Annotated in this window: 26 protein-coding genes and 4 pseudogenes; 6 read left to right on the top strand and 24 right to left on the bottom strand. The window is 40.6% G+C overall.

Annotation, left to right across the window (positions count from 1 at the left end; translation table 11 throughout):
* Positions 1-79: 79 nt before the first annotated feature.
* The 22 genes and pseudogenes from JCM10519_RS19740 to JCM10519_RS19650 form a co-directional block, all read right to left on the bottom strand.
* Positions 80-541, bottom strand: a complete 462-nt coding sequence (locus tag JCM10519_RS19740) for a transcriptional regulator (protein WP_054741325.1) — start codon at positions 539-541, stop codon at positions 80-82.
* An 86-nt stretch (positions 542-627) separates the two neighbouring features.
* A pseudogene (locus JCM10519_RS19735) lies at positions 628-987 on the bottom strand (GNAT family N-acetyltransferase); the annotation flags it as partial.
* 228 nt (positions 988-1,215) lie between these two features.
* Positions 1,216-1,317 (bottom strand): annotated as a pseudogene (locus JCM10519_RS32160) (peptide deformylase); the annotation flags it as partial.
* Positions 1,318-1,401: 84 nt separating this feature from the next.
* Complete coding sequence (locus JCM10519_RS19730) at positions 1,402-2,313, bottom strand: helix-turn-helix domain-containing protein (RefSeq protein ID WP_054741323.1); 912 nt, start codon at positions 2,311-2,313, stop codon at positions 1,402-1,404.
* A gap of 206 nt (positions 2,314-2,519) precedes the next feature.
* Positions 2,520-3,053: a hypothetical protein gene (locus tag JCM10519_RS19725; protein ID WP_347844865.1), complete on the bottom strand. Its 534-nt coding sequence runs from the start codon at positions 3,051-3,053 to the stop codon at positions 2,520-2,522.
* Positions 3,054-3,844: 791 nt separating this feature from the next.
* Positions 3,845-4,285: a hypothetical protein gene (locus JCM10519_RS19720; protein WP_054741321.1), complete on the bottom strand. Its 441-nt coding sequence runs from the start codon at positions 4,283-4,285 to the stop codon at positions 3,845-3,847.
* Complete coding sequence (locus tag JCM10519_RS19715; RefSeq protein WP_347844864.1) at positions 4,285-4,707, bottom strand: hypothetical protein; 423 nt, start codon at positions 4,705-4,707, stop codon at positions 4,285-4,287. Before JCM10519_RS19715 ends, JCM10519_RS19720 begins: the two co-directional genes overlap by 1 nt.
* A 182-nt stretch (positions 4,708-4,889) precedes the next feature.
* The gene (locus JCM10519_RS19710) at positions 4,890-5,279 is read right to left on the bottom strand and encodes a hypothetical protein (RefSeq protein ID WP_054741318.1); all 390 of its coding nucleotides are present in this window, start codon (positions 5,277-5,279) and stop codon (positions 4,890-4,892) included.
* A complete protein-coding gene (locus JCM10519_RS19705; protein WP_347844863.1) occupies positions 5,276-5,539 on the bottom strand; it encodes a hypothetical protein in 264 nt (87 codons plus the stop codon). The genes JCM10519_RS19710 and JCM10519_RS19705 overlap by 4 nt, the downstream gene beginning before the upstream one ends.
* Positions 5,540-5,552: 13 nt before the next feature.
* A complete protein-coding gene (locus JCM10519_RS19700) occupies positions 5,553-6,086 on the bottom strand; it encodes an HD domain-containing protein (protein ID WP_054741314.1) in 534 nt (177 codons plus the stop codon).
* Between the two features lie 334 nt (positions 6,087-6,420).
* On the bottom strand, positions 6,421-6,753 hold the full coding sequence (locus JCM10519_RS19695; RefSeq protein WP_054741312.1) for a hypothetical protein: 333 nt from the start codon (positions 6,751-6,753) through the stop codon (positions 6,421-6,423).
* 571 nt (positions 6,754-7,324) lie between these two features.
* Positions 7,325-7,592 (bottom strand): annotated as a pseudogene (gene rpsR, locus JCM10519_RS19690) (30S ribosomal protein S18).
* A 21-nt stretch (positions 7,593-7,613) separates the two neighbouring features.
* A complete protein-coding gene (locus tag JCM10519_RS19685) occupies positions 7,614-8,066 on the bottom strand; it encodes a single-stranded DNA-binding protein (RefSeq protein ID WP_054741310.1) in 453 nt (150 codons plus the stop codon).
* 22 nt (positions 8,067-8,088) lie between these two features.
* A complete protein-coding gene (gene rpsF, locus JCM10519_RS19680; protein WP_054741308.1) occupies positions 8,089-8,376 on the bottom strand; it encodes a 30S ribosomal protein S6 in 288 nt (95 codons plus the stop codon).
* Between the two features lie 151 nt (positions 8,377-8,527).
* Positions 8,528-8,725, bottom strand: a complete 198-nt coding sequence (locus tag JCM10519_RS19675; RefSeq protein ID WP_054741362.1) for a DUF951 family protein — start codon at positions 8,723-8,725, stop codon at positions 8,528-8,530.
* Between the two features lie 47 nt (positions 8,726-8,772).
* Entirely contained in the window at positions 8,773-9,762 is a 990-nt protein-coding gene (locus tag JCM10519_RS19670) for an aldo/keto reductase (RefSeq protein WP_054741306.1), read from the bottom strand.
* 161 nt (positions 9,763-9,923) lie between these two features.
* Complete coding sequence (locus JCM10519_RS32155) at positions 9,924-10,484, bottom strand: sterol carrier protein domain-containing protein (RefSeq protein ID WP_347844862.1); 561 nt, start codon at positions 10,482-10,484, stop codon at positions 9,924-9,926.
* Positions 10,453-10,878: a GNAT family N-acetyltransferase gene (locus JCM10519_RS32150; protein WP_347844861.1), complete on the bottom strand. Its 426-nt coding sequence runs from the start codon at positions 10,876-10,878 to the stop codon at positions 10,453-10,455. The genes JCM10519_RS32155 and JCM10519_RS32150 overlap by 32 nt, the downstream gene beginning before the upstream one ends.
* 87 nt (positions 10,879-10,965) lie before the next feature.
* Positions 10,966-11,490, bottom strand: a complete 525-nt coding sequence (locus tag JCM10519_RS32145; protein ID WP_347844860.1) for a phosphatidylglycerol lysyltransferase domain-containing protein — start codon at positions 11,488-11,490, stop codon at positions 10,966-10,968.
* 91 nt (positions 11,491-11,581) lie between these two features.
* The gene (locus JCM10519_RS32140; protein ID WP_347844859.1) at positions 11,582-11,887 is read right to left on the bottom strand and encodes a hypothetical protein; all 306 of its coding nucleotides are present in this window, start codon (positions 11,885-11,887) and stop codon (positions 11,582-11,584) included.
* Between the two features lie 23 nt (positions 11,888-11,910).
* A complete protein-coding gene (locus JCM10519_RS19655) occupies positions 11,911-12,315 on the bottom strand; it encodes a hypothetical protein (RefSeq protein WP_054741304.1) in 405 nt (134 codons plus the stop codon).
* A 90-nt stretch (positions 12,316-12,405) separates the two neighbouring features.
* Positions 12,406-13,380 carry a helix-turn-helix domain-containing protein gene (locus JCM10519_RS19650; RefSeq protein ID WP_054741302.1) on the bottom strand — a complete coding sequence of 325 codons (975 nt, stop codon included), beginning with the start codon at positions 13,378-13,380 and terminating at the stop codon, positions 12,406-12,408.
* Between the two features lie 183 nt (positions 13,381-13,563).
* Here JCM10519_RS19650 and JCM10519_RS19645 point away from each other — a divergent pair, with 183 nt between their 5' ends.
* A complete protein-coding gene (locus tag JCM10519_RS19645) occupies positions 13,564-13,878 on the top strand; it encodes an HPr family phosphocarrier protein (protein ID WP_054741300.1) in 315 nt (104 codons plus the stop codon).
* On the opposite strand, the gene JCM10519_RS19640 is transcribed toward JCM10519_RS19645, so the two are convergent.
* A complete protein-coding gene (locus tag JCM10519_RS19640) occupies positions 13,872-15,770 on the bottom strand; it encodes a methyl-accepting chemotaxis protein (RefSeq protein WP_054741298.1) in 1,899 nt (632 codons plus the stop codon). The two genes, JCM10519_RS19645 and JCM10519_RS19640, sit on opposite strands and share 7 nt — an antisense overlap.
* 202 nt (positions 15,771-15,972) lie before the next feature.
* Positions 15,973-16,876 (bottom strand): annotated as a pseudogene (gene dapA, locus JCM10519_RS19635) (4-hydroxy-tetrahydrodipicolinate synthase).
* A 120-nt stretch (positions 16,877-16,996) separates the two neighbouring features.
* On the opposite strand from dapA, the gene dpsA reads away from it, so the two are divergent.
* The 5 genes from dpsA to JCM10519_RS19605 all read left to right on the top strand — a co-directional run bounded on the left by dpsA (position 16,997) and on the right by JCM10519_RS19605 (position 22,496).
* Complete coding sequence (gene dpsA, locus JCM10519_RS19630) at positions 16,997-17,830, top strand: dipicolinate synthase subunit DpsA (RefSeq protein ID WP_054741296.1); 834 nt, start codon at positions 16,997-16,999, stop codon at positions 17,828-17,830.
* Between the two features lie 11 nt (positions 17,831-17,841).
* The gene (locus JCM10519_RS19625; protein ID WP_054741294.1) at positions 17,842-18,420 is read left to right on the top strand and encodes a dipicolinate synthase subunit B; all 579 of its coding nucleotides are present in this window, start codon (positions 17,842-17,844) and stop codon (positions 18,418-18,420) included.
* A gap of 180 nt (positions 18,421-18,600) precedes the next feature.
* The gene (locus JCM10519_RS19620) at positions 18,601-19,485 is read left to right on the top strand and encodes a helix-turn-helix domain-containing protein (protein WP_054741292.1); all 885 of its coding nucleotides are present in this window, start codon (positions 18,601-18,603) and stop codon (positions 19,483-19,485) included.
* Between the two features lie 1,587 nt (positions 19,486-21,072).
* The gene (locus JCM10519_RS32135; RefSeq protein ID WP_347844858.1) at positions 21,073-21,708 is read left to right on the top strand and encodes a DUF5058 family protein; all 636 of its coding nucleotides are present in this window, start codon (positions 21,073-21,075) and stop codon (positions 21,706-21,708) included.
* A gap of 125 nt (positions 21,709-21,833) precedes the next feature.
* Positions 21,834-22,496, top strand: a complete 663-nt coding sequence (locus tag JCM10519_RS19605; RefSeq protein ID WP_054741286.1) for a hypothetical protein — start codon at positions 21,834-21,836, stop codon at positions 22,494-22,496.
* The last annotated feature ends 17 nt before the right edge of the window (positions 22,497-22,513 follow it).

The raw sequence follows: 22,513 nt of genomic DNA, 5'->3' as shown, positions 1-22,513 counted from the left end.
TATGAAATTACGCGTTCCGTAATTTTAATTTTATGCTTATAACCACTGCCCAAATTGAAATATGACAAGCTGGTCCTGCCTATAATTTTCGAACAGGAAAAAACATATAAACTTTACCCGTCTCTGGGCAATTAAAATCATGCACAGCACCTGCAAGAGAAATATTATTTTCTTCTAAATACTTAATAACACAAGGAAAAGTATCGTTATTTTCTCTTTCAGCATAAATATATTCATATCCAGGAATCACCCATTTAGTCCAGCCATGCGGTGCTGCAGCATCATCTAAGCACTCAGCACCAGCAAGATATAATCCTTGGGAAAAGTTATCCCACGGTTTAAAGGAGCGGGAGAAATCAGTCATCGCACCCCAAATTCCCAAAAGATTCCCATCGGCATCCTTTTTCGCCAAATGTGCTATTTCGTTAAAGTGTGAGTTTGCATCATTCCAAAGTTTTTGAATGAAACCTTTTCCGTCATCTGTAGTACCTTCTTTTCCAATGACAGCAAATGATTCTTTTGCGCATTTTTCAATTTTCATCAATATACCCCCGTCAAATTCCTATTTATATAAACATAATTAAAAATTCAAATTATACTACAAATTATAATTTATCTAACAATTAACTAATTCAAACGATTATGTAAATCAAATCCATATATACACTTCTCTGTTTCTCCGTTCAATCTCATATCATTTTGATCTGGCAATTGAACTACTTCTTCTAAAATTCCGCCGGCATACTCACAGGTCTTCCTTGAAGCATAGTTATCCGGATTACAGGTAATAATTAGGTATTCCATATGGTGCTTTCTTGCAAGTTCAAATAATAGCATACAAGCCTTTCCTGCAAAATGATGTCCTCTGTATTCTTTGTCTATGCCATAACCAATATTGCCCCCATAGTAAACTTTTTCGTTGTGACCGATACGTAAATCGCATTTTCCTATTTTGGTTCCATATTTATCACAAATATCAAAATGATATGCCGGAAGCCAATCTTTATCTGCGTTACCTTCAACAGTTTTTTTCTAATTTAAGAAATATTTCATCACCTCTAAGAAGTTTGTATCTATAAACATAATTTGTCCCTCCCGAAGCTAACACTTCAAATAGTTTATTCTTCCTGTTTATCATTATAGCCAAATTCAAAAGTGTATACATTCCTTAAACCAGATAATTTTATGGCATTCATTTTTCAAACAAACATAACATTAAAAATCCCGCTTCATTTGCTCTAAATAAAGCGACTTATTATCAACTGCACGCATTGTAGCTAATATCCCATCTAAATGATCATACTCATGCTGTAATAGCCCCCAATATTCAGTACTCATTAAAATTGACTTTTTCTACAGCTTCGCATTCTGTTTATTTGGTGTAACGATGCTTAGACCCAATTATTTTTCTTTAACAGGCATTAGGTAATCTATGATTACTTTTTCACCTCGGCGCAGCGGCTCAGAAAAACGCTGATGGGTGTAGACTTCACCCCAATAGAAATTTTCGTAGTCAATTACTCCACCGGTTTTTTCAATAGCTTCCGTTATCAACAAATATGCTGAATCAAGTATATCTGCAATATTATTGCCCTCAATTTGAACATGTGCAATTAAACCTTTCGGAATATGTTTAGCCAACAGTCCTTCTGGTATTTCGGTATTTGTTTGCACAAAGTCACCGATGATGATATTGAAGTTCTGTTGATCGCTAAAATCATACATGAAGCCTATGCCGTCATTTTCGTCAATATCATCACAACATTTGACATCTGAAAGCTTGTTAAGCTTCTCAATTGTATCGCCCTGAAAAAAGTCCTGCCATACATGACCAGCACTTGAAAAAGAGGTTTCACGGAACATACCGACCATCAGGCGTTCTTCTGCTTCCTTGTAGATGATTTTTTTCATTTCTGCCATAATTCGTTTTCCTCCTATAAATCTCATTTCTGAAAAGTTAATCGGAAGGTAATCATTCAGTTTTGCAGACTCGCATTTTGCCTGTGAAGGCGTAATCCCATGATGCTCTTTGAATGCGCGGGTAAATGCAGAATGAGATTGAAAACCATATTTAATTGCTATGTCTAAAATAGAAATATCGTTATTCTTAAGTTCATGACCAGATATTGTTAATCTGCGTTTTCTCACATAATCAGAAATACTGATTCCTGAGACAAAAATGAAAATACGCTGAAATAAGGCTGCGGGGCTCATAGTGATTTTAGATATTTCATTATAATCAATATCACAGCCATCAGATATAATCTTTTCCAGATACATTATAACGTCGTCAAAAGTTTTGCTGCTATCCATGATTACCTCCGTCATTTGATATATTATCAAATTTATAGGTTATGTGTTTTACATCTTGCGTACTGTTTTTGTTCAGTTACTCTGCTTTATATTAAATTTTCCAATACACTCCATTAGGTAATTTACATATATAACCAGAATGTTTTTCTTTTACCCTTCCCGTATCAAAATCTCTGATTATAACATTTTCATGATATTCCGGGTCTTCATACCATTGGGAAAAATATAAATCTTCCCCATCTCGGAATAATAATCCTTCTGTTTCCCCTATCTCTATTTTTTTTACTTTCCGGCCAAACAATCTCGTAGATTCCATCGTTCCCAGCCCGGCAAAGCATAAGGGGAGAGACTTCTAACATAAGATTATAACAATCTTCCACAATCCCCAATGGCAGTGCTTTTATCATTTCAAGTCTATTGTTATCTGGAATATAGCTGTATATCTGTATTATTTGTTTGTAAAAATCAACACCTAAAAAATACAATATTCCCTTGTCCCAGATTGGCCGCTCAATATATACATTTTCCTTCCGTTCAAATGGGCTGTATACAGTTCCCTCCGGATAATGAATCAAATGACAGACCATACCAGGAAACACTTCTCCAGATTTAATTATTTCTTCAGCCTCATATAAATCACAAAAGCAATTATTGCTGTCTTTGCAAAAATACCACTCATTGGTACCAACGACCGGTTCAGGATATGAATCCCATACTCCCTTGATTTTTATTATGTTCATCCAGTTCTCCCTTAAAAAAACTCCTGTTTATTTGATCATAACAAAGTTTAAGTTAAAAATACAGCACTGAATATTTATGACCAATATTCAGTGCTTATTTAAGATCAACCTGTTCTGCCGTTTAAAAAGGAGAACGGAAGCCACCTTTTTAATAATATTTAACAGTTTTTATAATGGAAATAAGTTTTACTTTTTCATTCCGACTTATGTATTTAATTATACCTAATAAGCATAACTTCTTCAATAGAAACTCGGATTAATTACTTTGACTTACTATAACACCCGCATCTGATTCAATATTTTCATATCATCCAACAATTTCTGCTAGCCACCATCCAAACTTTTATGCGCGTATTTCCTTGTTGTTTTGCTGCCTGCCTTTTTCGTATGCCCTGATCTGGTAATTAACTTCAAAAGTGCGTCTAGTTCATTATCTTTTTAAATTCATCACTAATATTTGTTTTTAACATCCCAAATAAAATAAATTATATTTTAAATAATAACATCTATCATACTTCATCTTTTAACGAATAAAGGAAAAAAAAGGCCCCCACACTCTCATGTGAAGTCTTTCCATATCACGAAACTCTCTTCCCGACTGAAAACCAGTCAAAAAAATCATCCCGATTTGAGTAAATTTTGAGTAAAAATCCCTTACCCAACTCGCAAACCCTTATAAAATAAGGATTTATTCCATAGTGTAAGGCATAAGAGTGGCATACCACTTCTTCGATACATCATGCTTCATCAACTACCATCTTCTTGTAAATATCAATGACTGGACTTTTATTTTAACTCATTTTAAGTTTAATGTGTCCATTTCCATGGAATGATTCATATTCCACACACTTATTATTTGTAATTGTGCTAAGAGTTCTTTTCATAGGCTTAATAATAGCAGTTTCCCCTGAATCAGAAAAATCTACTAATTTACCATAAAGACATCCAGTACATTTTAATAATTTTTGAGCAATGAAAGGTTTTAGTGCACAATTTTTGTGTTCATAATTTCTTATTGAAGAGTAAATAAAACCTTCTATAGAATTTTCTGCATCAAACATATCTTTAATTAAATTAGTAATATTGTACAAATATTCGGTACCCATGCCAACATCTTTAACAAACTCCGACCTTATCAAATTACAAATAATTTGATAATTACAAAATCCAATTTCTGACAAACCAATTTTTCTTATTTCTTCATTCGATATAGATGGCACTCCCTCTATCATTAATGCATTAATTTTTCACAGGAGTTATATGAATAAAACATAAGTGTTAAGTTATCACCTTTTTGTATCTTTGCCTCATGGATTGGGGTAACAGGATCTAAACTTATATAGAACATGGATTCGTTTTTTTTATTTAATCGCCCTAACGATGCCAAATTTGCAGGCGGCGCCCAAAAGTCTTCATAAGTTTTAAGTGGCTTTAGACTTTTCCGAACTCTATAAAATTCCGGCGCATTAACTGTGGTAAATGCGATTAAGTGTACAGGAATAGCATTCCCTAATCTCTCATAAAGCTTTTCTAATGGTGTAGTACGTGGAGAAGACTGATAATAAATGTCTATAAGACTCAATAAATGAGCAGTATCAATCTTATTTAATATCGTAACTACTGATGAATAATTATGAAATTCTGTTAACATCATTTAGTCTCCCAAACTTTACCTTGGATAATTTTTCTGAAGAGTTTTAATAACTGTTTATGGTAATAAAATCAAATACCTTTATTATTTTACTTTATTACCATTCTTACTTTTGCAAACTCATGCCTCAAACAATATTTCCCATTATTGTTATAATGCTAATCTATAATTAAAGAAATTAACATCTAACTCCGAATTTTGTTATATTCGTTTATTGCATAAGAATCCGTCATGCCAGCGATAAAATCAGCTATATTTCTCACAAGTACTTCATTTTTTTCAAGATATTCATTATTCGCTAAGTCACAATCACCTTCGTCTGATTCGGCATTAATAACCTTGCGCCATTCTCTTTCAATGATAAGCGGATCCCCTTCTTCAAAGTCAATAACGTTTTTTGTAATTTTGCGGAAATCTTGCATTATTCTATGGAGTGTACCTCTATGCAGTAATCGAGGATTATTATAATATGAAGTAAAAAGTGACTCAATGACTGCCGCTCCATTACTGTCAAACAAAGACACTTCTGAACTGTTTATAACTTTTTTTTGAAATAATCTTTTCAAGATAGTCACATAGTTTTTTTCCCTTCAACGGAAAAATCAATAAGAATTTTAGAAACTCTACAACCATCTCTCTCAAATATAGATGCTCCATCAGCAGAAAGATAGTTATCAATATTTGCAGTAGATTGAATTAGAACATTATTTATAAAATAATATATGATTCTTGACGATATACGTTCTTGTAAAAGTTCGTCATCGTCAGCACCAAAACGGTTGGCATTTTTTGCATCTTTAAAAGCTAGTTCTATCTGCTCAATCTGACTTTTCAATTCAATCATCTTACTAAGAAGCAAATAATTTTTTTAGTTCTTCTATTGATAACCTTTTTGCCGCAAAGGCATCTTCCAAATCATGGCTTCGTTGTGCTATTTCGTCCGCAACCTTAACAACTTGTCCTTCCAGGGTACATGGAACTTGTTTGCTTTTTAAATATTTGTATAATTTTTGAGAAGAAACAAATTTTATGAGTGTTTCATCTGCTAAGTTTGTTTTAGTATGCTTCCAAATTCCATCAAGAGTTTGATATGATAAATTCAGTCCATCAAACTCAATATAACTTTCTTCTAACCTAGTTGCTACCCTAAGTGAATGATAATTATGCTTGAATTCTCCATAGGTAACCCCTTTTTCTAAGACGTTTCTTAGTAATGGCTTTTTACCAGTTAATATTGCGTTTATAGTGCGCTCTCCTTGATGCCCAAATGGAGTATGCCCTATGTCATGACCTAAGGCAATTGCTTCTGTTAAAAAGTTATTCAAGTTTAATGCATTACTTATACTTTTGGCAATTTGGCTAACTACAATAGAATGTGTCATCCGAGTCCTATAGTGATCACCCTTTTCAGCTGAAATATCTGTGCTTTATCTACCATCCTCCTAAATGATTTAGAATGCACTATGCGCTCATAATCTCTTTGGAATTCTCCACGGTTGTTGTCTATTCTAGCTTGCGAATATTCCCGAATACAGTATTGATTTTTTTTGAGCTAATAAATGTAATGACTTCTCTGAATTTATGGCACTATATGTAACAGTTCGTGATATATCAATATTTTTGTATGGAGAATAGGTAACAAAATTCATTTGCCTAACAAGACTTGGGGAGTTTTCGATAGATATATAGGAAGCATATTCAAAGTCTTCATTAAGGTCAATTTCTGAACAAGACAAAAAAATTTTCTATAATTAGCCTATTCAGGACTTTTTGCAATATAGATACTTTTAACGAAATCCCTTTGTGCGAGTTGCATTTACTTCCTGATCCCAAATAAATATGTTCTACCTTTTTTACTCTGTCTTTCTCGGAAAATACCAAAACGTAAATAGGATAGGAGACCTCTAACAAACCACTTACCGTCTCCTTATCTAACTTGCTTCCAGTAATATTAAAGTGCCTTTTTGCTCCATTGGCCATATAGCTTTCCTCTATAAATTTTAAAGAAGGCAAGGAACTCTTAGCTTTTATCATAATAAACTCACTCATAAAATCACCCCTATAAATATAATTTAAATATTTTACTGTTTCTACTATAGTTCATTTTTTTATTAAATTAAATTTGAAACTGATTCTCTATTATTAAAATAAAAAAGTATACCATCTACCCCTTTCTATATATAATAAACTAATTTAGAAATACATTGTTTTTTTATAACTAAAACATTTTTATTGTGTAAGTACTTTACGATAAATACTACTGTGTATAAAAGTAAATCATATTATTAAATGATCTGCTACCACCGATTATATACTATATTGTCTTAATTTTCTATAATATCATGATATTTTATTGGTCATTTAATTATTGCATCAAATTAACCTGATACCTTTTAAATATTGGTATCTATTATATTTAATCTACACTTGTATCACATATAAACAAATTATTCAATAAATTTTTACAACAAAAAAAGACCCCACACTCTCATGTGAAGTCTTTCCATATCACGAAATTCTCTTTCCGGTTTCAAAACCACTTGAAAAAAACCATCCCGATTTGAGTAAATTTTGAGTAAAAATCCCTTACTTTACTCACAAACCCTTATAAAATAAGGATTTATTCCATAGTATAAGGCATCAGAGCGATATGTCTTGCTCTCTTAATTGCAACTGTAAGCGCTCTCTGATGCTTTGCGCAGTTACCAGTGATACGTCTAGGAAGGATTTTTCCTCTCTCAGACACATATCTTTTTAATTTATTTACATCCTTGTAATCAATAACGCCGTTCTTCTCTCCGCAGAATACGCATACTTTTTTTTCTTCTGCGCATGCCGCCTCTTTTGAACTTAGCGCCATCAGCTTTATCATTCTTATTATATGCCATTGGTACTACCTCCTGTTAGATTTAGTTGAATGGAAGCCCTTCGTCTTCGACTCCATCCGGAATATTCATAAATCCATCGCCGATTGCACTGGAGGGTGCCGGTCTGGAGACTGGCTGATAGCCGCCGCCTTCTCCGGAAGATCCGCCCTTGCTGTCTGCGAATTCCTGGTCTTCTACAACGATATCTGTTGTATAAACTTTAATGCCGTCTTTATTCGTATAACTTCCAGTCTGGATCCTTCCGGAAATCAGTACTCTCATGCCCTGACGGAAATACTTCTCGGCAAACTCACCTGCTCTGTCAAATGCAACGCAATTGATAAAATCGGCTGTCTGCTCATTGCCGTCCTGATTTCTGCGTCCTCTGCGGTCAACTGCAAGGGTATACCTTGCGATCGCCATAGTACGCTCTCCCTGGGAATATCTTACTTCTGGATCACGGGTCAATCTGCCCATAAGGATTACTTTGTTCATACGATCACGCTTTCTTTATCTATTATGCCTCTTGTCTTACGCATAAGTATCTGATGACAGGCTCCATAATACGAATGTGTGCTTCCAACTCGTTGGGAGTTGTGGAATCGCCATCAAATTTGATGAAGTAGTAGAATCCTTCTTTCATTTTCTGAATCTCGTAAGCTAATCTCTTCTTACCCCATTCATCAACGTTTGTTACAGCGCCGCCGAAACGAGTGATATAACCTGTAACTTTTTCGATGGCTGCTGCTCTCTCTTCATCCTCGAGCTTTACGTTAAGAACAACGGCTAACTCATATTTGTTCATGCTTCTTTACCTCCTTGTGGTCTCTGGCCCCTGCTTTCAGTTTCAGGAGCAAGGAATCTATATGTCACGGATTAATATTATACCGGAAACATCTGATAAAAGCAAGTCCTTTTCTCATCTTTCCCAACTTTTTCCTTTGGTTTTCATCGTTTTAGGCCTTTGGCTGACCATCCTGCCCTTTTAAGCCCCTGGTGTTCTTTTCCACCAGCTTCCTTGGCACCATGACCTGATGACTGCATCCCATGCATTTTAAACGGAAATCCGCACCGACTCTTAAGATTTCCCACTCCTGGCTTCCGCAGGGATGGGGTTTTTTAAGTTTCACAATATCTCCAACCTCGTAATTCATATCATTCGCTGTCCCTTCCATCCTGGCAAACGTTCATTGCTTCCTGTTTATTTTAAAATAGAATCGATCCTTTCCAATTCTTCCTGTGTAAATTTAAGATTCTCAAGACAAGACGCGCTGTCCTCCAGCTGTTTTACGCTGCTTGCTCCGATCAGAACGGAAGTCACTGCTTCTTCCCGAAGCACCCAGGAAAGGGCCATCCGGGCCAGTGTCTGTCCCCGCTCGAGTGCCAGCTCATTTAATTGTCTTATCTGCCCCAGCTTTTCCTCTGACAAATAACGTCCGCCTACGGTCGTTCCCTTTCTTGCTGCTCTGGATTCCTGAGGGATTCCCTTTAAATACTTGTCAGTAAGCGCTCCCTGAGCCAGAGGGCTGTAACAGATACAGCCTGCGCCGTTTTCAAGAAGGGTGGAAAACAGTCCATCTTCCGCCCCTCTCTCAAACATGTTGTATCTTGGCTGATGGATCAGGCAGGGAACTCCCATATCCTTTAACATGAGAATCGCCTTCCCTGCTTCCTGATCTCCGTAATTGGAGATACCCACATAAAGGGCTTTTCCCTGTCTCACAATGTCAGCCAGCGTCCCCATGGTTTCCTCTAAGGGTGTCTCAGGATCCGGCCTGTGGTGGTAGAAAATATCCACATATTCCAGCCCCATCCGTTTTAAGCTTTGGTCCAGACTGGCCATTAAGTACTTTCTGGAGCCCCAGTTTCCATAAGGTCCGGGCCACATATCGAATCCGGCCTTAGTGGAAATGATCAGCTCATCCCGGTATTTTCCAAGATCGCTTTTTAAAATCTCTCCGAAATTCTCCTCGGCCTTCCCCAGTGCCGGAGAGCCATAATTATTGGCCAGGTCAAAATGGGTGATCCCAATATCGAATGCCCTTAAAAGAATCTCCCGCTGCTCCTGCAAAGGCTTTTCCAGGCCAAAATTCTGCCATAACCCCAATGACACCTTAGGAAGTAAAATTCCACTTCTTCCGCAACGCTTGTATTCCATTTTCTCATATCTGTCTTCTGCTGCCTGATACATACCTTTTCTCCTTTAATTCCTTTTAATCACTTTTTCATTCTTCGACCAGCAGCATATTCCGCTGCCAGGCAACTGATTCTAAAATATAAGGCGGATTCAAATGAACCCGCCAAAGCTGACCTGCTTTATTTCCCTTCCAGGAAAGTTCTTAAGTGATTTCGTCAAAAAAAGACTCCCTTTAAAGGACGGATTCGCTCCACCATGGATCTTCTGTCCTCAGGCACATCCGGCATCCCATATCCAAACAGCCAGGAGGTCATTTCACTGATTCCCATGGACAAATGTGGCTTGATCCCAGCCTCATCTTTTACCGGGATAAGGGAGGAGCCTTCGAGGTCCAACCGCCACCGGAACACCCCGTCATTCTGACGGATAAAGCCATCCTTTACTTCAATAAACAGTTCCATCTCGCTGACCGGGCATTCCTCTTTTAGGCGTATCACGGTAACAAACTGTTCCAGATGAATGATCCTGCCCATAACAGCCGGTTTTAATGGACCTGCTTCCTTTATATAATCAGACAGACAAATAAGCTCTCTCTGATTTTCTGCCGTTTCTCCGTAATAAGCCCATACACCGGCCATTTTCTCTCTCTCATCTCTGGTAAAAAGAAGGATCAGATCCCCTCTATCGCTTCTTACTTCCCTGCTTAGGTTCAGATAATATTCCTCATCCCTGAGTGCATAGACCTCATACCTTTTTTTCCAGCTGCCTACCCACAAATCTTGCAACTTCCCTGCATTCATCCGACCGTTCCACGAAAGCGCGGCGGCTAAGGCGCTGCCGTCCTTTTTCGTTTAACGCCACTTCCGGCAGATCGCATATATAGGTAAAATCAAAAGGAAAGTAAATCGCCGGATTGGCGGGCACCAGAAAACAAAACCCCATCCGTTCCATGTACATATCAGAAAAACAGCGGCTTAAAAGCCGCCTCATATATCCCTGATGGCGGCAGTCCGGATCCGTAGCAACCCCGGCAATATAATCGATCTTCCATAAACGATCCTTCACCACCACCTCATAAGGATTGCGGTGCAGCATGGCTACTACCCGCTCATCCTTCCAGGCAGTGAGAATCTTATTTTTCTTTACCCTGTCCGAATAATAATAATCCATAAAGCTCTGGGAATCCTCAGAAAAAAACCTTTTCCCAAAGCGGCCGGCTCTCGCCTTTTTCTTCCTGCTTCAAATACCGTATCATAGTTAAAAGCCCTTCTGAACGACTCCGTACTTTCTTGCAAAATCAATGGGGTAATAAGACATTTTTGCCTTTCTTAAGCCTTCCATTCCAACATCATCCTCCCGGTTGATAAGCACCGGTTTTTCCGGGAATGCATGGATCAAAAACTGCTGGTTAATAAACTGATAAAGCCCCTTAACAGTGGGGTCAGCCTTTTCAATGTGGATGACTGCCATGTTTTCAAAGGGGTTGTAGGTGCCGATGGTAAAGGCTTTTAAAGTTCCGTCAATATAAACGCCTGCCATCCTCACGTTAAGCAGGGAACAGTTCTTAAGTATATCATGGATCCCCATAACCTCATAGTCCAGCTGCCGGACGAATTCTGCGGCTTCCACCTTATTCTCCCACCAATCATCCAGGAATTCCAGCACATTATCCCGGTCAGAGCAGCAAAGAGCCCGGTATTCGTATCTGCCCTCATATTCCCTTAAAAATGAGTTTAAGTGATTTTTCTTCTTATGAAGCTTTTTCCCAGCCAGGGTCCTCATGGCTTCCCCGTCGTAAAGATAATCCTTTAAGTCCTCTTGTTCTTTAACCTCAAACTTTTCCGGATCCAGCTTTAAGAATTTAATTGCCTCTTCATCCGCAAGAAAAATGCGAAGGGGCTTTTTTTAAAACCTGATTAAAATAATCTACCATTTCCTGAAAATAGTGAGGAAGATCTTCCTCTTTGCACATGGGCATTGCGGAAAAAGGCTCTCCATCTTTTTCCATCAAAAACTGCAATGCCTTATCATCGCTTATGGCATATTTCACATGATAATAGTCTCTCCAGATAAAGCTGTCTAAATAAACACTGTCACAGGTCCTGTTGGGCCGCAAGGCATAAAAAGGCGCTATCTTCTTTATGTCCTCTGCCTCGATCGGCTTAAATTGTAAATTCATAGTTGTTCCCTTCTATATTACTGTTAACTTTTTTTTATAAAATCATTGCCGCATTTCGGACAATGAATGCTGATCCTTCCTTTTCCTCTGGGAATCCTGATCTTCTGCCTGCAATTCGGGCATTTATAAATATGATATTTCCTGGCTTGCTGAAGCTTGAAACGCCACCTTCGGAATACTTCCGAGATTTGAAACCAAATGCGTTCAAATTTCTGGTTTTCCTTAAAACGTTTTCCAATATCCTTTGAAAACACGCGAAAATAGCATAAAATCAGAAAAACCAGAGCTCCAATGTCCAGCCACCTGCTGCCGCCAAACAAGCCGGCCACAAGAAAAATACAAGCTGCGGCGTTTAAAAACTGTCCCAGCCTGTCCATGCCGTATCTTCCAATCATAAAACGCGCAAAACGTTCTCTAAATCCATTCATCCTGTATCTGCCGCCTCTTTTCACTTTGCCTTAACTATAATAACGTATTGATTGAAAGTCAATGTTCCCAGGAAATATTTCATAATCTTTTCAGAATTGATGCTTAGACTTATCCCTGTACTGCTTGGGCGTCATACCATACCGTTCCTTAAACAACCGGTGAAAATAACTGTTGTTTTCATAGCCCACTTCTGCAATGATCTCTTCTACCGGCTTTGATGTGGAGGTAAGAAAATTTGCCGCCCTCATCATCCGGATAAGCTGCAGACATTCCGTAAACGTCACCTGATAATGCCGCTTAAACAAACGGCTGATATAATATGGCGGCTGCATGGAAAGAGCTGAAAACTCCTCTAAGGTTGCGGAAGGATAATTATTCTCTAAATATTGATATGCATTCATTGCAATTTTTTCCTCATATTGGGCCATATCATGCAATTCTGCCTTATCCGCATTATGAAACAGCTCCATGATAAGGATTCCCATGGTATCCTGATCAATGTCCTGTCTGTCCTTTTTACCTCTCATCATTGACCAGATCATATTCTCCAGCAGATTTTTCGCAGGCAGCATATCCTGCAAATGAAAGTGGAGGTAATCTGCCATAGAATTCTTTCCTGATGGGGACCCGTTAAAAAAAGTGGCGCAGAACATTCCCCTCCTCGGCATCAGCTCAAGATGGAAGAAAAATTCCGGCAGCAAAAAGAAATGAACTGCAATATCCTCCCCGTCTGCGGGTTCAACGGCATGGCTCGTCCCCTGCTTTATGAGCAGAAGATCATTGGTATCCAGCCGCAGGACACTGGTTTCGTTAATCACATGTACGGTGGATCCGCTATACATATAAACCAGCTCCACATAATTGTGGCAATGATCCGGAATGGGAACCTTGTGAGGCTGGCAGCACATGTCCATCACCTTTCTCTGTCCCATTGCAGCGTCTTCATCAACCGGGCTGCTTCCCGGTTCCTTAGCGCAGTGGCACAGGGCTGAAGCATTTTCCGTCCATATACCATTCTTCCCCTCTGATGCGTTCCTTAAATGTTCCAGAAGTTCTTTTTTCATGCTTCCCCTCCAAACGACAGATTTCTATGTTTTTCCCCAGATTATTATACCACCTTTGCAGAATTATTTGCAAGAAAAGACGGTTTTTATACAAATTAAGACATGGCTTATTTATCAGATATTACATATAATCAGCTTGGAATTTTATCTTAATACAACCATCTTTTTAACGAGGTGAGCCATATGAAAAGGTACCCAATCCGTTTAGGAAATGTAGACGAAGTGACTGCATTCGTCAAAGCAGTCAGTCAATACGACTGCGACATGGATTTATGCAAAGGAAGCGTTATCATTGATGCCAAGTCCTTTCTCGGCCTTATGACCATTTGTCCGGATGCCGGTCTGGAGCTTATCATCTATGACAATGACCACGAGGAAATTCTGGACTCTCTGTCAGATTTTTTGCCTGAAAAAAAACAGCATAACCATTACATAGGAACAAAAAGATGCCCGGTAATCCAACGATTTACCGGGCATCTTTTTACGTTTTCTCAATGAAGCTTAAATTCATTTACCAGTTCCTTTAACAGCTCTGCCTGGTCGAAAAGCTCCTCACTGGAAGCAGCTCCTTCCTCCGCAGTGGCCGAATTCGTCTGAACCACGCCTGATATCTGATCAACTCCCACAGAAACCTGTTGGATCGCCTCGGACTGCTGAACGGAAGCCTCTGAAACCCTTCCTATCATTTCAGAAACCGACCGTGTACTGTTCACAGCATTTGCCAGGGACTCAGCCGCTTCATCCACAAGCCTGGAGCCATTTGCCACAGCCTTAATGGATCCTTCAATCAAATAGGTGGTGCTTTTGGCGGCCTCTGAGCTTTTAGAAGCCAGATTCCTCACCTCATCGGCAACAACTGCAAAGCCTTTTCCGGCCTCTCCTGCCCGGGCCGCTTCTACGGCTGCATTTAAGGCCAGAATGTTGGTCTGGAAGGCAATGTCCTCAATGGCCTTAATGATCTTCCCGATCTCGCTGGAGCTTTCATTGATCTCTTCCATGGCTGAGACCAGTTCCCTCATGTGGTGGTTGCTGGTTTCCAGCTCCCTGGAAGCAAGGAGTGCCTGTTCATTGGCTCCTGTAGAATCCTTTGCATTCTGTTCGATCTTATGGGAAATTTCACTGATCGTTGCCGCCAGCTCTTGCACGGAACTGGCCTGCTCTGTTGCTCCCTGGGCCAGAGCCTGAGAACTGGCTGAAATGCTTTGGGAGCCGTATGCCACCTGATCAGAGGTTGCAGTGATCCGCTGCATGGTAGTGGTGAGCGTGCCACTGATCTTGAGCAAGGATCTTTTAATCTTCTCAAAATCCCCTTTATAATCATACTGTAACTGGAAAACCAGATCTTTATCCGCAATCTGGTTTAATACCGCGGCGATTTCATCTATATAATTCACATAATTCTTCAATTGGCTCACCGTATTTCCCAGGGACGCCGCCACCATGCCGATCTCATCATTGCCGGATACGTCTACTTGAAGGTCAAGTTCTCCCTCTGCGATCCTTTCTGCAATGGCCGACAGCTTTTTAAGGGGATTGGATATGCCCTTAGCCATGATGAAAATAATTAGAATGAGGACAAAAGAGCCCAGGGTAAAGACAGTGGTTATAGTGCCTACCACTGCTTTTTTAGAGGAAAGCACCTCTGACTGGTGAATGCTTGATAATACCAGCCATCCAGAGTCTCCTACCCGGTTAATGGAACCAAAATAAGGAACCTTTTCCATGGTATAATTGTAATTTCCAACTGTCTGGCCTGCAAATGCATCCTTGATATTCTGAGAAATGTCAATCTCGGAAATGGTCTTCTGGATCAGGTCATTGTTGGGGTGATACACAATCTGTCCGCCATCTGTTGCAAGGATAACAGAGCCGGTTTTCCCGATCTTATAATTGCTTAAAATTGTGACCAGCTGGGATAATTTTATATCAACTCCCATTACTCCTAAGGGTTCTCCGGTTTTGCTGTTATACACTCCGCTGACAGCGCTGACAATTGTCTGTCCCGTGCTCGCATCCACATATGGCTCCGTCAGGATCGGATGATCCAGTTCCATAGACCGGTACCAGGGCCTTGAGGAAATATCCCATCCGTCTTCCGAGGTGAAATTATCCGACTGGGTCACCTGGTTCACATCCAGGTCCGCAATCCATGCAGCAATGATATTTTCCTTATCCGTAGCCTGGATATTATCAAGGGTTTTCTTTATCTCGGGATACCCCTCGCAGTCTGGCAGCCTTACCTTTCCGGTTGCATTTAAAAGAAAGGCTTCCGTCTGGCTGTTTGCAGCCCCACTCTTTACTTCAGCTAAATAAAAAGTCAGGAATGAATTCACCTGGTTTGCTGCCGCAAGGGAAGCCGAGTCCAGTGTCTGTACCGACTGGGCCTGCATACTCTTTCCTGCCTGACCTGAAATGAAAACTCCTGACAAAATAAAGATAAATATAACTGGAATGGAGATACCGAATAGCAGCTTCGTAAAAATATGCTTTTTTTCTTTTGTGCTTCATAGACATCGTCCTCCTTTGTTTGGTTACACTAAATATAGCATGGCGCTTGCAAGTATGCAATAAAAAAATATTAATTTAAGACGGTTACAGACTGTTGTCTTTCAAGTGGGGAAAATAGGTTTTCATAACCTGTATTAACGTCTCTTTATCCTTATCCTTCATAGGGGTAAGAGGAAGCCTGTAGCTTTCATCACACAGCCCCAGAAGGGACAGGGCAGCCTTAACCGGCACAGGATTTACATCCATAAACAGGGCATTCATCATTGAAAGCAGCTCCAGCTGCATATTCCTGCTCTTTTCTATTTTACCCTCAAAAAAGTACTTGCATATCATATGGGTCTCAAAGGGCATAATATTGGCTATGACAGAGATCACTCCCTTGCCTCCCAGGGAAAGGATGGGGACGATCTGGTCATCATTTCCTGAATAAAGGTCAAGCCTGTCGCCGCATAGGGCCGCAGTTTTCGCAATACTGGAAATATTTCCTCCCGCCTCCTTAATGGCCCGGATATTGGGGTGTTCTGAAAGCTTTAAATACGTTTCCGGATTAATATTTACCCCGGTACGGGTCGGGACATTATAAAGGATGATGGGGATCTCCACGCTGTCTGCCACTGCCGTAAAATGCTCCACCAGCGTGCTGGGAGGTTTTGTTGTAGTACGGAGTCACCTGCAGAAGTGCTGAGGCCCCTAAAGACTGAGCCTTTCGGGACAGGCGCACAGCGTGGGACGTACAGTTGCTTCCGGTTCCCATGATCACGGGAACCCGATGATTTACATAATGTACCACAAATTCTATCAGTTCCAGCTTTTCCTTTTCTTCCAGCGTGGCGGATTCCCCTGTGGTTCCATTGACCACAATGGCATCCGTTCCGTTTTCCAGCTGAAATTTCAGTAATTTTTCCATTGCCTTAAAATCCAGGTTTCCATGCTTATCCATTGGCGTAACAATGGCTACCGCTGAGCCTTTAAAAATCGCATCTTTCATAGGCACTCATTCCCAAAATTAGAGGTTCATACTAACAAAAGTATGACAAACATCCCCTGTTGGTACCATACACAAATCATTTTTTTCATCATATAAACCATTATAAGGAGTGATGACCGTATGTATAATTTTCTTATTTTAGGCGGCGATTCCAGGCAGCTATATCTAAACCAGATATTAATCAAAAACGGCTTTCAAACAACCCTTCACTATAACAATGAGGATTCCTCATTTTCCATGGAAGAAGCCATGAAAAACAGCAATGTCATACTTTGTCCCATCCCATTTACCAGAGACAAAATCAACCTGTTTTCCGACAACAATATGGATGATCTGGGTATCGGGAATCTTTTAAATCTTTTGACCCCTGACCACATCCTTTTCGGCGGAAGCATCCCTGCTTATGTAAAGGAATATGCCAGGGAAAACGGCATTGCATATTTTGACTATATGGACATGGAGGATATCACCGTTAAAAATACCATTGCAACTGCGGAGGGCGCCATTGCCGAAGCAATCCGCTTAAGCCCCGGCTGCCTTCACAAAAGTAAATGCCTTGTGACCGGCTTTGGACGGTGTGCAAAAACCCTGGCACTGAAATTAAAGGGCCTGGATGCGGCCGTGACCATTGCCGGCAGAAAGGAAACACAGCTTGTTCAGGCGTCCTCCATGGGATTTCATGCCAGAGCGCTTTGTGATCTGTCCCCGGTTATTGGGAATTATGAGTTTATCTTTAACACCATCCCAGCCCTTATCATTGAAAAAGAGCTGATCCAATCCATGAACCCTGACGTAACCATCATTGATATCGCCTCCGCTCCCGGCGGCGTTGATTTTGATTCCTGCAGGCAGCAGAATATCCGCGCCAGGCTTTGCCCGGGCCTGCCTGGAATCTACGCTCCCCAGTCATCTGCGGAAATTTTGTTTGAAGCAATTGTTAAGTCTCTGTCGTAAAGGAGTGTCATATGAAGCTGGAAGGAATGAAAGTAGGCCTGGCAATCACCGGGTCCTTTTGTACTTTTGATAAAATAGAAAAGGAAATTAAGGTTCTGGTTGATAAAGGATCCGATATATACCCGATCTTTTCCACCAATGTACAGACAACGGATTCCCGTTTCGGAGATACTGGAGAATACATTAACCGGATCTTTGCCATAACAGGCAATAAGCCTATCCTGAACCTGGAGGAAGCAGAGCCTATCGGACCCAAAGGTTATCTGGATATCCTGCTTATCGCTCCCTGTACCGGAAACACCCTGGCTAAGCTTGCCAACGGCATCACGGATACCCCGGTGCTCATGGCAGCCAAAGCCCATTTAAGAAATTCCAAGCCTCTGGTGATCTCTCTTTCCACCAATGATGCACTTGGAATCAACTTTAAAAATGTGGGTGAATTATATAACGTAAAAAATATTTATTTTGTTCCCTTTGGCCAGGATGATCCTGTGAAAAAGCCCAATTCCATGATCGCACACACGAATCTCATCGCAGATACACTGGAATACGCTTTAGAAGGAAAACAGATTCAGCCAGTCATTTTTTAACTTCTGTGATAAGGCTGCTGCAAGGTGAATATTCGGTTGTAAATTGCACGAAACAGCAACCCGGAATCATGCAGATTTATCTTGCGGCAGCTTTAAGTATATTATTATTGGGATTATGCTTTTCCGCCATATGAAAATAAGCTATAATAAGAAAAATCACACGCTGAAAGGAGCCTGTTTATGAACCAAATGCCAGTAGGGATCACGCTTAACAGCATTAAAAATATACTGCCCCACACCCACAGCGGTCTGGAGTGCGTGCTGCTGCTAAAGGGGAGATTACAAGTGGAAATCAATGGCGATATTTATCACATGTCCCCGGATGATATTGTGCTGATCAATTGCAGGGATATCCATTCCTACTCTGCCCAATATAACAACCTGGCCATTATGCTGCTCATAGAAGAAGATTTCCTTAAAAACGAATGCGGAGAGGTATTAAACTGCACCTTTCAGTGTAATTCCATCCTGCAATCGGATTCGGACAGTTTTTACGAAATCAAACGTCACCTCACCCGTATGCTCCTGGTACATATGAAGAAGGATGAAGGGTCTGATCTGGAATTCCGTGCCCTGCTGTTCCGCTTTTTAGTCACCCTTATGAAACGATTTAAAGCCACCAACAATTCCCCTCATGGTAATCAGAAGCAAAATACGGCATCTCTCAGCCATGTTGTGGATTATATCCACCGCAACTACGCTTCCACCATCACATTGGCGGATACAGCCAAACAGATGTATCTGTCTCCCCAATATTTTTCCAAATATTTTAAATGCAAAATGGGGACAAGCTTTTTGCAATATTTGAACCAGGTCCGCCTGGAGCATGCCGTCGTGAGCTTGCTTGGAACCAGTCAGCCAATCATTAAGGTTGCCATGGATCATGGATTTGCCAATGCCAAAGCCTTCACAGCCGCCTTCAAAAAAACAATATGGAAAGTCTCCGGGAGAATACCGGAAATTATATGCAGGACCTACGGAAAAAAGGACAAGCAGTCTGGAAGAAATCTCATCAAATTTTCAGGACAACCTGCTGGAACTGGTCAAGTATATGAAACGGCATGATATGCATCATGATACGGCCCTGTATTCTCCTGATACAATCAGGCTGGACATGTGCCAGGTATCCCGCATCCAGTTAAAAAAAGCCGAAAAAGATGATTCATATCGGCCGCATAACGGATATTCTTCAATCAGAGATCATGGAACAGCTTAGGGAACTCCAACGGCTTGACTTTGACTTTATATATTTTGAATCCTTTGATTTAGATGAGATCAAGGTAAAGGATGACACCTTTTATTCCAATTACATTTACAACCAGTGCATGCATCAGATCGAAGAGCTTAAGCTCATTCCTTACGTACAGATTGATGTATCACGCCTATTGGAGCGCTGGCAGGGCAATTTAAACGGTTATATGGAACGCTTGTCCTGCTTTGCCGGCATACTGCTTTCTAATACCAGCTGGCAGACCATGGAGCCCTGGAGATTTGAAATTGCATGCAAGGATCCGTCCCATTTAAATAGCCTTGCCGATTTTTATAATTCACTTTGGCGACTGTTTAAGCAGAAGGGTCTTAAGGTCCAGTTAGGCATTCTCATACCGGACTGGGCCTTAACGCCAGGGGAAGGGCATGAGGCCTTTTATGAGGCTTTAAAGAGCCTTATTTCCCCTGCCTGTTTTGCCGGATTTCACGGATACCCCCATCCTGTCCCGGAACAGGACAATTCAAGAACAAAACAGCTGCTGGAAGATTTCTATGTATGCCGTGTGGAAGCCATAGAGGCGTCTTTTAAGGCTCATAAGCTGCCCATACCACCTTTGTATATGACCCGATGGAATACCCTGGCAGGTACCGGTGTAGCAGAATCCGGGACCTTCTTCCGTTCTGCCCTGATTTTTGATACAATGATGAAATTATGGGGCAAAGTAGAGGCGATTGGATTTCTCATCAGCACTTATCATATCCAGGAATTTGAAGGAATCCATGATTTTGGAATACTGGGTCTATTCCTTGTAAAAAAAATCAAACGACCGGTTTACTTTGTGCTGGAAACCTTTAATTATGTAAATGACGAATTGATATTTTATGACAATAATATTGTCGTTACCAAAGAAGGGCAGGATGAATTTCATATCGTTATATACCGTCCCTATTACATGAATCCCCTTTACTCTGTGGACCTGTATTTGATCGAGCATGAGATCCATCAGATCACTCTGATCCTTCAGGGACTGGTACCGGGCAATTACCGGATCAAGAAATTTATATTTGACCAGGGAAGTGCAGGCATCTTCAACCGCTGGTCAGGAGCTGGTCTGCCGGATCTTAATGATCCCGATGTTGTAGACTATCTGGAACGGGTAATACAGCCGGATTTCTATTTTTTAGAACAGAAGGCAGACGGCGAATGCTCCCTGCATACAAGTCTTACATTTAATGGCTTAGTGCTTTATATCGTAAAAAAAACAGTAAAATTATTAAAAATTGACCTCCATTTTTTTTATCCTCTTTCTAATACAAGTCTAAAAAAAGGCTTGAAATCCCCTACATTATATACAATTAATCATTTATTTTTTATGTTTTTTTATATAATATTTACCTATCAAAGGTGGGGTCACCCCAAAAAAGAGAAAGAGGAGGTCTTTTATGGACAATTATTTGGACATTGCAAACGGCGGTGTGGTATTTTTGCTCTGCGCTATTGTTATTGCATATGTGCTGGCACAGGCCGTCATATTCATGCACAAGGCATGGGCAAGGGGCCTGGAACTGGGTATGGAGAAAAAATCCATGAAAAAGGTCATGATCAACAGCTGCGTGGTATCAATTCTGCCAAGCTTACCGATCCTGATCATCCTGTTACTGTTAATGCCTTCCCTTGGACGTTATTTCCCATGGCTGCGTCTTAGTGTAATCGGTTCCGGCGTATATGAAAATATGGCGGCAGACGTTACTGCAAAGGCTTTTGGCCTTGAAGGCATTGCCGACAACCGTTTTACCCTTGAGGTCTTTGTCAGTGCCATGTGGGTTATGACAATCGGCATCATCTGGGGACCATTATACACCGCTTTTGGTTCCAGGCTGATCCAAAAGGGGATTAAGATTCTAAAGGGAAAACAAGAAAAACGTTTCCAGGCAATTTTTGCTTCCATGTTCATTGCCCTGCTTTGTGTCTTTTCAGGTCCTTATTTATCCGCTCCTTTCCGGGTAGGAACTACCGGAGCCATCGGTCTTATTCCGCTGCTGGTGGTAATTACATCCATGGCGATCAGCTGGCTTTAGATATTGCCGCTAAAAAAAGGCAATATCAAGGCCCTGTCGGAATTTTGTTTTCCTATCAGTCTTGTACTGGGCATGATCTCTGCTATCATATTCAGTCAGATATTAGGGTAAAGGAGGAAAAATAAATGAAACAGAACGATTATTACAGCTCCATTCACCGGCTAGGGCGCTGGTCCACCCTGATCGGCATTGCACTTATGTTTATGGTGCCAATTGTTACAACCATTATTTATGATGTAAAACTGAATCCTGCTGCCATTATTGCCGCTGCCATTCAGCTTTGTATTGTATTTATTCCTACCCAGCTTACAGAAGTTATTTCTTTCTCACCCATCCTGGGAGCCGGCGGAACTTACCTTTCATTTATTACCGGTAATGTTATGAACATGAAGCTTCCGGCCGCAGCAGCAGGCCACCGCCTTATGGATGTGGAGCCTCACAGCGACGAGGGAGAGGTGGTTTCCGTGCTTGCCATCGGTATGTCCTCCATCACCACCACATTAATCATATTTGCAGGCATGTTTTTATTCACCCCTTTTATACACTATTTAGACAATCCCATATTAAAGCCAGGCTTCAACAGCGTTATGCCGGCGCTTCTTGGAACCATGCTGCTGCCCTATCTGCGTAAAAACTTTCCTTTGGCAATCACCCCGCTTATTATCAGCACCTTATCAGGAGTCCTCTTCTCTGCCAAATACGGCCAGGTTCAGGGGTATCTGCTCCTTGTTACAATGATTCTTTCAGTGGGTGCATCTATTTTAATTACCAATATTAAAAATAAATAAGATGGAAATAAGGAAAG

The organism is Clostridium sp. NkU-1 (genome assembly GCA_001312405.1).
The sequence above is the reverse complement of the archived record's forward strand: the minus strand, read 5'-3'. Positions and strand labels throughout refer to the sequence as shown.